Source organism: Bradyrhizobium sp. CCBAU 53340, from assembly GCF_015291645.1.
Taxonomy (GTDB): domain Bacteria; phylum Pseudomonadota; class Alphaproteobacteria; order Rhizobiales; family Xanthobacteraceae; genus Bradyrhizobium.
On record NZ_CP030055.1, the window covers coordinates 3,899,872 to 3,912,678 of the forward strand.

Consider the following 12,807-nt stretch of genomic DNA (forward strand, 5'->3'; position numbering starts at 1 on the left):
GGGACCAACACTGGAAAAGCCAAAACAAGAAGAGGGAATGAACCCATGCACGACAACGACAACCTGACCATCGAACGCCCGACCTTCGTCACGCATCTCGAATGCGCCATGGAAGGCGATCATTACGCCGCCGACCAGGTCCACAACCTATCGAAAGCCGGCAAGCCGCTGCTCGTGCGCTACGACCTTGCCGGCGTCAAGAAGGCGCTGACCAAGGATGCGCTCGCCCAACGTCCCGGCGACATGTGGCGCTACCGCGAGCTGCTGCCGGTGCGCAAATGCAAGGACATCGTCTCGCTCGGCGAGGTCACGACGCCGCTGATCCGGCTGCCCAAGCTTGGCAAGAAGCTCGGCGGCGGCGAGATCATCGTCAAGGACGAGGGACGGCTGCCGACCGGCTCGTTCAAGGCGCGCGGCTTGGTCATGGCGGTGTCGATGGGCAAGGCGCTCGGCATCAAGCACATGGCGATGCCGACCAACGGCAATGCCGGCGCAGCGCTCGCGGCCTACGCGACGAGCTGCGGCATCAAGACCACGATCTTCTGCCCGGCCGATACGCCGGAGGTGAATGTCAGCGAGATCGAGCTTCAGGGCGCGACCGTCTACCGCGTCAATGGCTATATCGATGATTGCGGCAAGATCGTCGGCGAGGGCAAGGCCAAGGTCGGCTGGTTCGATACCTCCACGCTGAAGGAGCCGTACCGTATCGAAGGCAAGAAGACGATGGGCCTCGAGCTTGCCGAGCAGCTCGGCTGGGACGTGCCCGACGTGATCTTCTATCCGACCGGCGGCGGCACCGGCCTGATCGGCATGTGGAAGGCGTTCGACGAGCTCGAGAAGATCGGCTTCATCGGCTCCAAGCGTCCGCGCATGGTCGCGGTGCAGGCCTCCGGCTGCGCGCCGATGGTGCGCGCCTATGAGGCCGGCACCGAGCATGCCACGCGCTGGGAGGACGCCCACACCATCGCCTCCGGCATCCGCGTCCCACAGGCGATCGGCGATTTTCTCATTCTGCGCGCGGTGCGCGAGAGCAAGGGTTTTGCCATTGCCGTCGACGACGACAAGATCTCCGCGGCGCTGAACGAGGTCGCGCGCGAGGAGGGGCTGCTGCTATGCCCCGAGGGCGCTGCGACCTACGCTGCCTACAAGGAGAGCCTCGCCGACGGCCGCGTCTCGAAGACCGACCGCGTCATGCTGTTCAATTGCGCGACCGGCCTGAAATATCCGCTGCCGCCGGTCACCCGCACGCTCGATCGCCACAAGCCGATCGATTACGCGCAGTTCTGACTTGCTTCTCCCTCGCCCCGCTTGCGGGGAGAGGGTCGGGATGAGGGGGACTCTCCGCGGGGACGGTAACAGCTGAATTTGCGGAGGCTGCCCTTCACCCGAATTGAGGCGCAATTCGACCTCTTCCCGCAAGTGGGGAGAGGTAAAAAACAAGAATCCTCGGGGAGATCACAATGAAGAAGGCCGTCTGGGCCGGGCTGATCGGATTTCTCGCCCTCACCGCCACCGCGCGCGCCGACGATTATCCCTCGCATCCCATCACCATCGTCGTTCCCTTCGCGGCCGGCGGCCCGTCGGATGCGATGGCGCGGGTGCTCGCCGAGCGGATGCGTCAGTCGCTAGGCCAGCCGCTGGTGATCGAGAACGTCACCGGCGCCGGCGGTTCGATCGGGGTGGGGCGCGCCGTCCACGCGCCGCCCGATGGCTACACCATCTCGTTCGGTCATCTCGGTACACACGTGGCCAACGGCGCGGTCTACAAGCTCAATTACGATCTCGTCGCCGATCTCGAACCGGTGGTGCTCTTGCCGAGCAATCCGATGATCGTGGTCAGCAAGAACGCGGTGCCGGCGACCTCGCTCAAAGAGCTGGTGGAATGGTTGAAGTCGCGGCCGACGCCGCCGACCGCAGGCACCGCGGGCGCCGGCTCCGGCAGCCACATCGCCGGCGTCTATTTCGAAAGCGTCTCCGGCATCAAGCTGCAATATGTGCCGTATCGCGGCACCGCGCCGGCGCTGAACGATCTCATCGCCGGCCAGATCGACATCATTGTCGACCAGACCTCGAACTCCATCAACCAGGTTCGCGCCGGCACCATCCGCGCCTACGCCGTCACCGACGACAAGCGCCTCGCCTCGGCGCCCGAGATTCCGACCGCCGACGAGGCGGGTCTGAAAGGCTTCAACATGACGCTGTGGTCGGGAATGTGGGTGCCGAAGGGCACGCCAAAGGAGATCATTGCCAAGCTGAACGCCGCCGCCGTAGACGCGCTGAACGATCCCGCCGTGAGGAAGCAGCTCGAAAGCCAGGGTCTGGAGATGACGCCGAAGGATCAACTCACGCCGGAGGCGCTCGGCGTCAGGCAGAAGGCCGAGATCGCAAAGTGGTGGCCGATGATCAAGGCGGCGAACATCAAGGTGGATTGAGGCGGGACGTCACTTCGTGACGTCGTCACCTGCTGCCAGCGCCCTCTGCAGGCATTGCATCAGATCCGCGGGGCGGAACGGCTTCCCGAGAAAACAGACTGCCCCGGCTTCGAGCGCCCGGATGCGAAGCCCCTCATCCGGGAAACCTGTGATCAAGATGAACGGCGTAGCCGAACCCTGCGCGCGCATCTCCGTCAACAAATCGATTCCGGTCATGGACGGCATGTGCACGTCGGCGACGACGCAGGAGGTACGGTTGGAATCGCTGGAGCCCAAGAATTCTTCGGCCGAGGCGAATGTGTGGACGATATACCCGCGCGACCGCAAGAGATTGTTGATCGCCGCCCGCACGTAGGGGTCGTCATCGAGCACCGAAATGACCGAAGCCGCTGACAAGACGTCCGCTCCTCGCCCGGGATTGCGCTTGCCGTCGCGCGGTCCAACCTGAACATGCAGGGTGGACCTGCCACTCACCGTTGCAAACTCATACTTAGGTTTGTACGTCGGACGGGCCGGGCCGAATGCCGAGCGCCTCACTCATTCTCACGAGGTCGGCCAGCGACTTCGCGCCCATTTTGCGCATGATCTGGCCGCGATAAATCTTGACGGTGATTTCGGCCAACCCGAGTTGGGCAGCCACTTGCTTGTTCATCAGGCCGGACGTCACCAGAGCCAATACGTCCCGCTCGCGCGAACTGAGTGACTCGAAGCGCGATCTGACGTTCGAGACCGTCTTGTTGAGATCGCGGCGCTTGCGGTCTCGCTCGATCGCAGCCTGCACTGCGTCCAGGATGTCCTGGTCGCGGACCGGCTTGGTCAGGAAATCGATCGCGCCGCCTTTCATGGCTCGAACGGTCATGGGAATGTCAGCGTGGCCGGTAATGAAGATGATCGGGGTGTGGATGTTGGCCTTGGCCAGATCGGACTGCAGCTCAAGGCCGCTGACTCCGGGCAGGCGGATGTCCAGCACCAGGCAACTGGGGACTTCCGGCGGCTTGGCCTGGAGCAGTTGAGGGGCCGAGCCGAATGCTTCGACCTTGAGGCCGACCGACTCGAACAGATTGGTGAGCGCACGCCGCATGGACACGTCGTCGTCGACGATGAAGACGATTGGCTGATCGCCGTTCTCCTGCCGCGCCGGAGGCTCCGCGTGCTCGGTCACGATGTTTCCCCACAATGGCGGGGCAGGGTGATCTGGAAGGTCGCGCCGCGCCCTTGGTTCGGTCCGGCGGAAAGTCGTCCGCCGTGAGCCTCGATGATGGAGCGACAGATCGATAGCCCCATACCCATGCCGGAGGACTTCGTCGTAAAGAACGGCATGAACAGGCGGTCTATCGCCTGTTCACAGATGCCCATGCCGCAGTCGCTGACGCTCACCAGCACCGCCTCGTCGTCACCGGCCGCTGAGCGGATCGTCAGCTCGCGCGGGCGATCATGGACGCCTTCCATGGCCTCGATGCCGTTCATGATCAGGTTGATGAGGACCTGCTGCAATTGGATTCGATCGCCAAAGATCTTGGGCAGCGCGGACGACAGCTCCATCCGCACCGACACGGCATGGCTGGCCATCTCGCGCTGCACGAGCGCGACGGCCTCGCGCACGACCACGTTGGCGTCGAGCGGAACCATCTCGACGTCAGATCGCTTGGCAAGCGCCCGAACGCGACGGATGACGTCGCTGGCACGCGTGCCGTCCTCGATGATCCATTCCACGGAGCGGCGGGCCGCTGCGAAATCGGGCGGACTGCGCTGCAGCCAGGTGAGGCAGGCATCGGCATTTGCGATCACGGCGGCGAGCGGCTGATTGATTTCGTGGGCAATGGAGGCCGTCAGCTCCCCTAGCGTCGTGACGCGCGTCACATGGGCCAGCTCGGCTTGGGCCTTGCGCAGCGCGTCTTCGGCCTGATCGGCTCGGATCGCCGCAGTGATGTCGGTGCAGACGCCACGGTAACCCAGAAAGGCACCCTCGGCGTCAAAGAATGGTTTGCCGCTGGTGCGGACATAGATCGGCTGCCCGTTGCGGTCTTTGCTGCGATACACCAGGTCGCGGAATGGAACGTGGGCGTCGAGCGCCGCCCGGTGTTGCCGCCATTTTTCGGGTTCGAGATCCGCGTCCGGAGCGATGTCCCAACGGGTGAGCCCGATCAGGCCCGCCGGGGCGGTGGCGGTATCCGAATGCTCCGATATCAGGGTCACGCGGTGGTCTGGCCCCGTCTCCCAGAACCAGTCAGATGCGGTCTCGGCGTAGTCGCGAAAGCGCTGTTCGCTCTCGCGAAGCCGGCGCAGCGCCTCTTTGGTCGCCGTGATATCGCTCACCGATCCCACAAACTCAACCTGACCGGCGGAATCCCGCGTGGCCCGGGCCACCGCCCGGACGTACTTGATGGAGCCGTCGGCCATCACCAGCCGGTACTCGTGATCGTAATCTTTTCCCTCGCGCGCGGCCCGCCCCGTGGTCTGTTGCACCGCGAGCCGGTCCTCCGGATGGATCCGCTGGAGCATGACTGGGATCTTCGGCGTACTGCCCTCATCGCATTCGAAGATGCGATAGGTCTCCTTGGACCAGGTGATCTCGCCGGTTGCGGCCCGCCAGCCGAAACTGCCGGTGTGGCTCAATTCCTGCGCCTGGGCGAGATAAGCCTCGCTCTGTCGCAGCGCATTCTCCGCTTCCTTGCGCTCGGTGATGTTCTCGCACGCCACAAGCACGATTGGACCGCCATCGGCTCGCACCATGGTCTTGGCGTTCTCGCGCACCCACAGCACCGAGCCGTCCTTACGCACCTTCCGGATCTCCCAGGTGTGGGACTGATCGACGGTCTCGAGGCACAGCGCGACGCACGCGCGGACGAAATTGCGATCCTCTTCGAAGAAGACATCCAGCACGGATCGGCCGATCAACTCTGCGGCCGTATAGCCCAGCTGCGCGGCGCCGAACGTGTTCACGTTGATCACGGTTCCGGTCGGATCGACCATGAAATACATGACCGGGTTATGCTCGAAGACCTGCTGCCACTGCTTGACCGCCTCGATCCAGCCGTCATCGGGATCGGTGTGCGGTTTCGTGGTAACAGCTTGCCTGACGCAGCCGGCGAGGAATTGCGCGGCTGACTTCCCGAACGTTACTGCTCGGCGAGGCTTCATCGCAGACGCTCCTGGCGCCCTCTGCGTGAAGACGAGTAGAGCACGTTGCCATGAGAGGAGCAAATCCGGCCAAAGTCGGATGAGGGGGGACGACCTTTCGCCTTCGACTTGACCGCCGCCGCCCTGGCCATCACGGCGCGTCAGGCACGCCACGCCGGCAAAGTCTTTCACGGTGCACGTGCAGCCGGAGCATCGTGCGCCGTCTCGTTGAGCGTGATCGAATGCGCCAGCTCCGGGCAATTACGGACAAACCTACGTATAGCTCGTCCAATCCTAGTCATGTCGATCATTTACCTCCGTACAATTGAGCGCTTCGTACCCGGCGGACTACCCTCACGACCAATCGGCAGTGTCGATCCGCCAATCGCGGCGAGCATATGAGAACCGGTCTGAAAGCATTTGGGCGAGGCCGCCGCTCTTCTCGACACGCAACCGCGATCGCCGCAATTCACGACCCGCGAGAGGTCGAAGAGAACGAACTGGCAAAAGCGCTAGCGACGACAGAGGGAGACAACAATGTGCGATGCATCCGTACCCCTTGAGCGTGGCCCGTCCCAGTCCGAACGCTGCTCTTCAGCCAATGGCTGCGCGCTGTGTGGCAGCAAATTTGGTCTGATCCGCTACTACTCGTGGCGCACCGCGCTCTGCTCCAAGACGTGCGTCGATCGCTTCCGCACACGCCGCGAGCGCGACCGTCGGTGGTTGTTTCGGGCTCAGTTCGCGTGAGGCTGAATTAGAGAGCTGAGATCGTCGCGCAGGTCTGATCCGGGAGTCCGTGTCTTGAATCGCCGTTGCAAGCTCATGTGCTCGATCGTTCTCCTCTGCTCCGCCACGATTGTCCAGGCGCAGGAAGCGGAACACGGTGCTGCCCATCGCCAGCACCCACCCCAGGACCAGGCGCTGCACGAAAAGTTCTATTCGACCTGGCACATGCCGGATAACCCGAGCCTCAGTTGCTGCAACAGCGCCGATTGCTACCCGACCGAGATCAAGTACGTCGACGGCCATATCTATGCACGGCGTAGGGAGGACGGGAGATACATTCTGATCCCGCCGCAAAAAGTGGAGCGAAACAGGGATAATCCAGACGGCCGAAACCACCTTTGCGCTCCACCGCCCGCACTCTCTCCGCTCGACAGCGTTTACTGCTTCGCCTTGGGAGGTGCCACATGAGATTCGCGTTCGTGCTCGTGAACGACCGGACTCCGTTCCGGCAAACCTGGTGCATGCAGTGCTGCGAGACCATCAGCGGCAGCTATCTTCGTGAGATTGCGACCCGTCTGCCTTACTGCGACCATCAGTGCTACGCGTTGTTCTGCGAGGCCCTGGCGCAAGACCGCGTGAGGGCGGCTTCATGAAATTCGTGCTGGTCAATCACGAACCTCCGTTGCGCACGGCCGCGTGCAGCGCATGCTCGCGGCCGATCCAGTCCGGTTACGTCCGGCACGTGCGGACGCAGCTGCGTTACTGTGACTACGACTGCTACCGGCGAGGCGAGCTCGCCACGCTGTTGATGCAATGGCCGATGCCCGCAGAGCTTGCTGCCGGGAATATCGAGGCCGCCGCTCGCAGCATGATGGAGATGTTTGCGGTCCTGAGTGCCGTCTCGTGCTGGAGCTGCACGATACAGATCTGGACCGTCGCGAGAGCCTTGACCGGCGCATTCCTGGACGGTCGCGACCTGATCACGACGGAAGGAGGTGACACCTAGCTGCGCGGCCGCAGTCGCGTGGAAGCCGCAGCAACGTAACCTCGCAGGCGCGCCATCCAGCCCCGGCGGCGTCGACTAGGGAGCGGGTGCTGCGGCCGCCACGGGGGCGGCTGCACCGGTCTGGTCCGTCACCACGCGCTGATCGCTCTTGCCGGCCACCGCGCCGCTGCTCTCGAACCGTGCGCGGTAGACCAGCACGTTCTCCATCACGCGCTGGACGTAATTGCGGGTTTCCGAGAGCGGGATGCGCTCGACCCAGTCGACCGGATCGACATTGGGGTCTCTGGGGTCGCCATGCGCCTGCACCCATTCGCGCACGCGGCCGCGACCGGCATTGTAGCCGGCGAAGGTCATGATCTGGTTGCCGCGATATTCCGACAGGAGCGCGCTGAGCTCGGCGGCGCCCATCTGCGTGTTGTAGACGGGATCGGAGACCATCTTGTCCCAATCATAGGTCAGGCCGAACCGCTTTGCGGTGTCACGGCCGGCTTCCGGCGTCACCTGCATCAGGCCGACCGCATTGGCTGACGACTTGTCGCGCTGGTCGAACGAGCTCTCGGTGCGCGCCACCGAATAGATCACGCTGGTCTCGATCGCGGGCGCGACCTGCTTGTGTTCGGGGATGCCGATCGTGGGGAAGGCGTAATGGTCGAGCGCGAGGCCGTGGGCAAGCGCCGACTTGCCGACCTCCAGCATCACGCGCGCGTCGTTGCGCTGGCCGGCGAGCTCGCCAAGCGCCCCGAGCGCCGCGACGTCGGTGCTCTCCTTGGCGAAATCCTCGGCGTAGTAGAGCACCACGTCGCGCTCGCCGATGGCATAGAGCATGTCGGCGGCGTGCACGCGTTCGTCCGCGGCCGGCGTGTCAGCTGCGGCCAGCACGGGCGAGGGCGCGCGCAGCTCTAGCCCCTCCAGGCCGAGCCGTGCACGGGCAAGCTGGCCGTAATAGGCGGTCGGATAGCGCGCGGCGGCCTTGTAGCTCTGCTGCGCATCGGCTGTGGCTCCCATGGCTTCAGCGGCGCGGCCGCGCCAGTAATGGGCGCGCGACAGCGCGATCGGATTGGCGGAGCCTTCGTCGATCGCGGCGAAGTGCGCAATCGCCGTCCTGGGATCGTTGAGATAGCGCAGCGCGATCCAGCCGCACATGAAGTGATAGTCGACGCGGTAAACCTCCATCGCCGGCACCGCAGCCGCGCGCACCACCTCATAGGCCGTCCTGGACTTGCCCTGGTCGAGCAGCTTTCGCGCGAGCAGGCGGCGCTCGCGCCACCAGGCATCAGTGTCCTGGGCCGCCATGGTGTCGGGCGCGGCCGCCAGGATCAGCTCGGCGGCATCGTCGATATGATCCTTCTGGAGGTGCCATTGCGCGCGGCACAGGACATAACCGAGGTCGCCGCGGGCGTCCGCCGCGACGTCGTCGAGATAGTCCTTGGCCTTGGTCTCCTTGCCATTGACCGCGGCGCAGGCCTTGACGATGGCGAGTGCGTCCTCGCCGAGGCGTTTTGCGGCGCGCCGTGCGCCGGCATAGTCCTTGGCCCCCAGGCGCTTGTCCATGCGGGCGCGATGATCCTCGGGCCGCAACAGATCGTGGAATGCTTCGTAGGAATCCTCCTCGCTGCGCTCGGACAATTCCTCCGAGCGCCACGCCTCGCGCACGAGCCGCGTCGCCCGGTCGCCGTCGCCCTCGGCGATCAGCACGCGGGCGAGCGCAAAATTGCCCTTGGCGCTGATCGGCCGGTCCATCGTGAAGGCGTGCACGGTCGCTGCGTCGCTCTTCTCCTGCCACAGGCGCGCCTCCGCGCGCTTGCGCAGCAGCACGGCGCTCGGCCAGTCCGGATTGGCGGCGAGGAAGGCGGCGTATCGCTTGAAAGGCGCTGTGCTCTCGGAATGGCGCAGCATGAACCAGTCGGCGAGTTTTTGTCCGGCCGGATCGGCAATGCGCTCGCGCGCCGCGGTCGCATCGTCGGTCTTGCCCTTGCGCGCGAGATCGATCGCGTCCTTCAGCGCGGCGAGGTCGCCGGTTAGCGCCGGCGGCGCGGGCTTGTCCGCGGGTTCGTCGTCCTGCTTCTTCGATTTGCGCTTGGCCTCGGCATGTTTGCCGTGCCTGCTGGCCGCAGCATGCCGCTGCTTGCCGGTTTTCGCTTCGTGCGTTTTCTTTGACGCAGATGATTTGGACGCGGATGATTTGTGACTGCTCTTCGCTGCCAGCTCGGTGGGAACAAGGGCCAAAGCGGCCACGGCAACGACACACGCGAGCGAGCGTAGGCACTGGTTCATTCGATGGTCCCCCTGCGAAACCACTACAAACCAAGGTCCGCGACGACATGCGGCTTGAGAATCAATCAATGACACCAAAACGATGCCATGACATCGTTTCGCATTCCTCACGCTCGTTCAACAATGCGGCAAAATACGGATTGGAGCCAGGGAACTCCTGAAACGGCGGAAGTGGCAGGATCTTTAACCTTTGTTAACGACCGGCCTCGCGCGACGGTTGCGGGCGGCTCCGGGCGCCACGGATGGGTCGATTGCGCGTGTTCCCCGGCGAAAATCCGGTGTATTGAGTTCCATAGATCCCTTCTTGTCAGCTTTTGCCCTTCATGCCGCTTTTCAACCAGTCGATCCGGCGCAAGATCGTCGGCATCGCCCTCGGATTGATCGTCCTGATGCTCATCACCTCGATCCTGTCGATGGTGATGTCGAGCCAGGTCGGCGTTCTCCTCGACGAGCTGACCAACCGCTACATCCCGGCCTATGGAGATCTGGCGCGGGCCAATATCCGCTCGCTGGAGCGGTCGGTGGCGTTGCGGCGGATGGTGATGGCGAAGATGCAGGACGTTTCGGACGAGCAGGCCTATGCCGCGCGCCTGAAGGAGTTCGAGGAAGCCGACCGCAAGATCGAGGAAGAGACGTCAGGCGCGCAAAAGCTCATCAACGCGATCATCGAGGATCCCAGGACACCATCGGACAATGCCGCGCTGGCGCGGATCGACACGCGCATCGAGACCGCCGTGACCGAGCTGCGCCAGGGCATGAATGAGGACCACGCCAAACTCCTCAAGCAGATCGACGCCAAGCAGATGCCGGAGGCGCGCGGGACGCTGGAGCACATTGATGTGCTGCGCGATCAGTTCAACCAGAGGATCGATGCGGTCCGCGCCGACATGCTCAAGCAGGTCTACGCGAGCACATCGACAGTGGTCGGCCACCAGCGGCAGGCGATCATCGTCTCCGGCGTCGTGACGCTGCTCGCAGCCGTTGTCGGATTTGCCTTTGCGTTGCTCGTCTCCGGCGGCATCACCCGCCCGGTGCGGCTGCTGCTCGCCGGTGCCCGCGAGGTCGAGGCCGGCCGCTTCGACAAGAGCATCACCGTCTCGACCCAGGACGAGATCGGCGAGCTCGCGGCTGCCTTTAACCGCATGATCGAGCAGCTGCGTCACAACGAGCGCATTCGCGAGACCTTTGGCCGTTACATCGATCCCAAGGTGGTGCAGGGCCTGATCGACCGGCCCGAGGTTGCCATCGACGGCCAACGCCGGGTGATGACCATCATGTTCTCCGACATGAGCGGATTCACCTCGATGAGCGAGGGCATGACCCCGCGCGGCCTCGTCAAGGTGATGAACCACTACTTCACGGTGATGTCGGCTCCGATCCGCAACAACCGCGGCGTCATCGACAAATACATTGGCGACGCCATCATGTCCTATTGGGGCCCGCCCTTCATCGAGGAGGGCGAGCAGGCGCTGCTCGCGGGGCTTTCCGCCGTCGACATGGCCGAGCAGGTGCCCGCGCTTCAGAAGCAGTTGCCGGATCTGCTCGGCATCCGCACCATGCCTGTAGCCTGCGATCTGCGCATCGGCATTGCCACCGGCGAAGTCCTGACCGGCAGCATCGGCTCCGAGCTGATGATGAGCTTTACGGTGATGGGCGATGCCGTGAACCTTGCCTCGCGTCTCGAGGCCGCAAACAAGGTCTACGGCACCCGCATTCTGATCGCGCAGGCGACGGCGGATGCCATCGGCGCGCACCTCGAGCTGCGCGAGATCGATCGCCTTGTCGTGGCCGGCCAGAGCACGCCGCAAGCGGTCTTCGAGGTGATGGGCAGGGCAGGTGCACTGACCGCGGCGCAAGAGGATCTGCGAAAACACTATGCCGAAGGCCTTGCCGCCTATCGCGGGTGCCGCTTCGACGACGCACGCACCGCGTTCGAGGCTGCGCTGGAGAGCTGCCCCGGCGACGGTCCTGCGCGCACCATGCTCGCCCGCATCGCAAAATTCGAGGCGAGCCCACCGGCGGCCGATTGGGACGGCGCCTGGTGGATGGACAGCAAATAGCCGTCTGCGTCCTGGCGAATAATTATTTCTACTTCATAACGATGTTCGCCGTGACCCATTTCCCGGGCTTAGGTTTGCTGTCCTTGTGGCGTTTGATGGGGACACGCCGATGACCGAACTCGAGGACAGGCTGGAACGGTTCGAGACGCTCACCGCCGAATGCGAGCTGATTGCCAAGCTCGCCACCGACAGCACCAAGCGCGAAGTCTATCTGAGGCTCGGGGAGCAGTATCGCCAGCTCGCGGTGGACATGCGCCAGGTGATCGCGACCAGGGCTGCCGCCTGACAGCGGCGGCAGGTTGCGGCCACAGACAAGGCACGATGCTTGGCATCCGCGCCTGTGGGAGCGGTCGTGCGGTCGCAATCCGTTCTTAACATTTGAGTCGCATCCTTGATGACGACGGGGATTCGCGCGTTGCGGTTCCCGGCGATGGGAATGCCTGGGGCAAGGTTGCGATGCAACGTTCCCCACCAACGTTGCTCGTGCGATGGTCACATCCCATGCGTCTTCTTGCGGTCATCATGTTTGCGCTTCTGACGGCAGCCTGCAACCAGGAGCAGGACGTCACGGGCTCGACCCCGGTCTGCCCGATGCGGACCTACACCTCCTACAATCCCCGTGACATGAGCCAGTGCGTTGCCGCCTGCAAGGCGTGCGATCACGGCAACACCGTCACCTGCTCGACGGCCTGCACGCTCCACGGCGCGCGGTGAGACGGCCGCGCCCCGGGGAACTGCGAGCGCTGAGTCGCTTGGCGGTGCCAGGACACCGGAACGATTCACATGGGTTAGTCATTAGAGGAGGGCGGCAGGACGCGGAGTCCTTTGGAATGGGTATGCTCGATCCCGGTCGGTTTCTGGTGTCGTGCCAGCAGTGCGAGGCATGGCCGATGGCCGCCAATATCAAGCGGTCGAGCTGGTCGGCCTCGCCGCACGAAGTGCGCTTCGTGTGCCCGCGTTGCCGCCGCGAGGAGACCGCCATCATCTCCGCCTCCGGTGAACTCACACCAATCAAGCGCATCGATGTTCCGCCGCGCGACGTCAAGACGGCTTGGGCTCAGGCCCAGCAGCGGCCAAGAGGGCGGGCCTAGCCCGCCCGTTTTGAGGTCAAGAGGGCGGGCATCGCCCGCCCGTCTAAGTCGAGAGGGCGGGCATAGCCCACCCGTTTTGGAACTGCGGTCGCGCGTCT

Annotated in this window: 12 protein-coding genes; 8 read left to right on the top strand and 4 right to left on the bottom strand. The window is 64.2% G+C overall.

Translation table 11 applies throughout. The features are described from left to right. Positions 1 to 45: 45 nt before the first annotated feature. Positions 46 to 1,287 (top strand): threonine synthase, encoded by a 1,242-nt coding sequence (locus XH89_RS18520; RefSeq protein ID WP_194461907.1) that lies wholly within the window; start codon positions 46 to 48, stop codon positions 1,285 to 1,287. Positions 1,288 to 1,460: 173 nt separating this feature from the next. Next, positions 1,461 to 2,432, top strand: a complete 972-nt coding sequence (locus tag XH89_RS18525) for a tripartite tricarboxylate transporter substrate binding protein BugD (RefSeq protein WP_194461908.1) — start codon at positions 1,461 to 1,463, stop codon at positions 2,430 to 2,432. Between the two features lie 9 nt (positions 2,433 to 2,441). Here XH89_RS18525 and XH89_RS18530 read toward each other — a convergent pair whose 3' ends face one another. From XH89_RS18530 to XH89_RS18540, 3 genes are all read right to left on the bottom strand, one after another. Further along, on the bottom strand, positions 2,442 to 2,804 hold the full coding sequence (locus tag XH89_RS18530; RefSeq protein WP_371825162.1) for a response regulator transcription factor: 363 nt from the start codon (positions 2,802 to 2,804) through the stop codon (positions 2,442 to 2,444). Positions 2,805 to 2,922: 118 nt separating this feature from the next. Continuing rightward, positions 2,923 to 3,594 carry a response regulator transcription factor gene (locus tag XH89_RS18535; RefSeq protein ID WP_194461909.1) on the bottom strand — a complete coding sequence of 224 codons (672 nt, stop codon included), beginning with the start codon at positions 3,592 to 3,594 and terminating at the stop codon, positions 2,923 to 2,925. After that, positions 3,591 to 5,573, bottom strand: coding sequence for a PAS domain S-box protein (locus XH89_RS18540; protein ID WP_194461910.1), 1,983 nt, complete (start codon positions 5,571 to 5,573; stop codon positions 3,591 to 3,593). Before XH89_RS18540 ends, XH89_RS18535 begins: the two co-directional genes overlap by 4 nt. 1,169 nt (positions 5,574 to 6,742) lie before the next feature. On the opposite strand from XH89_RS18540, the gene XH89_RS18545 reads away from it, so the two are divergent. After that, on the top strand, positions 6,743 to 6,931 hold the full coding sequence (locus XH89_RS18545; protein WP_194461911.1) for a hypothetical protein: 189 nt from the start codon (positions 6,743 to 6,745) through the stop codon (positions 6,929 to 6,931). Next, positions 6,928 to 7,284, top strand: coding sequence for a hypothetical protein (locus XH89_RS18550; RefSeq protein WP_194461912.1), 357 nt, complete (start codon positions 6,928 to 6,930; stop codon positions 7,282 to 7,284). Before XH89_RS18545 ends, XH89_RS18550 begins: the two co-directional genes overlap by 4 nt. A gap of 75 nt (positions 7,285 to 7,359) precedes the next feature. Here the strand turns inward: XH89_RS18550 and XH89_RS18555 are convergent, their stop codons facing one another. Then, positions 7,360 to 9,558, bottom strand: coding sequence for a lytic transglycosylase domain-containing protein (locus tag XH89_RS18555; RefSeq protein WP_194461913.1), 2,199 nt, complete (start codon positions 9,556 to 9,558; stop codon positions 7,360 to 7,362). Positions 9,559 to 9,881: 323 nt separating this feature from the next. On the opposite strand from XH89_RS18555, the gene XH89_RS18560 reads away from it, so the two are divergent. From XH89_RS18560 to XH89_RS18575, 4 genes are all read left to right on the top strand, one after another. Next, positions 9,882 to 11,618, top strand: coding sequence for an adenylate/guanylate cyclase domain-containing protein (locus XH89_RS18560; RefSeq protein ID WP_194461914.1), 1,737 nt, complete (start codon positions 9,882 to 9,884; stop codon positions 11,616 to 11,618). Positions 11,619 to 11,727: 109 nt separating this feature from the next. Beyond that, entirely contained in the window at positions 11,728 to 11,904 is a 177-nt protein-coding gene (locus XH89_RS18565) for a hypothetical protein (protein ID WP_194461915.1), read from the top strand. A 215-nt stretch (positions 11,905 to 12,119) separates the two neighbouring features. Next, the gene (locus tag XH89_RS18570) at positions 12,120 to 12,332 is read left to right on the top strand and encodes a hypothetical protein (protein WP_194461916.1); all 213 of its coding nucleotides are present in this window, start codon (positions 12,120 to 12,122) and stop codon (positions 12,330 to 12,332) included. A 116-nt stretch (positions 12,333 to 12,448) separates the two neighbouring features. Next, positions 12,449 to 12,709 carry a hypothetical protein gene (locus XH89_RS18575; RefSeq protein WP_194461917.1) on the top strand — a complete coding sequence of 87 codons (261 nt, stop codon included), beginning with the start codon at positions 12,449 to 12,451 and terminating at the stop codon, positions 12,707 to 12,709. The last annotated feature ends 98 nt before the right edge of the window (positions 12,710 to 12,807 follow it).

What these genes read in the sequence shown, in the direction of transcription:
- XH89_RS18555 (WP_194461913.1), bottom strand. Translation starts at nt 9,558, where the DNA reads ATGAACCAGTGCCTACGCTCGCTCGCGTGTGTCGTTGCCGTGGCCGCT.
- XH89_RS18520 (WP_194461907.1), top strand. Translation starts at nt 46, where the DNA reads ATGCACGACAACGACAACCTGACCATCGAACGCCCGACCTTCGTCACG.
- XH89_RS18550 (WP_194461912.1), top strand. Translation starts at nt 6,928, where the DNA reads ATGAAATTCGTGCTGGTCAATCACGAACCTCCGTTGCGCACGGCCGCG.
- XH89_RS18540 (WP_194461910.1), bottom strand. Translation starts at nt 5,573, where the DNA reads ATGAAGCCTCGCCGAGCAGTAACGTTCGGGAAGTCAGCCGCGCAATTC.
- XH89_RS18575 (WP_194461917.1), top strand. Translation starts at nt 12,449, where the DNA reads ATGGGTATGCTCGATCCCGGTCGGTTTCTGGTGTCGTGCCAGCAGTGC.
- XH89_RS18525 (WP_194461908.1), top strand. Translation starts at nt 1,461, where the DNA reads ATGAAGAAGGCCGTCTGGGCCGGGCTGATCGGATTTCTCGCCCTCACC.
- XH89_RS18560 (WP_194461914.1), top strand. Translation starts at nt 9,882, where the DNA reads ATGCCGCTTTTCAACCAGTCGATCCGGCGCAAGATCGTCGGCATCGCC.
- XH89_RS18545 (WP_194461911.1), top strand. Translation starts at nt 6,743, where the DNA reads ATGAGATTCGCGTTCGTGCTCGTGAACGACCGGACTCCGTTCCGGCAA.
- XH89_RS18565 (WP_194461915.1), top strand. Translation starts at nt 11,728, where the DNA reads ATGACCGAACTCGAGGACAGGCTGGAACGGTTCGAGACGCTCACCGCC.
- XH89_RS18570 (WP_194461916.1), top strand. Translation starts at nt 12,120, where the DNA reads ATGCGTCTTCTTGCGGTCATCATGTTTGCGCTTCTGACGGCAGCCTGC.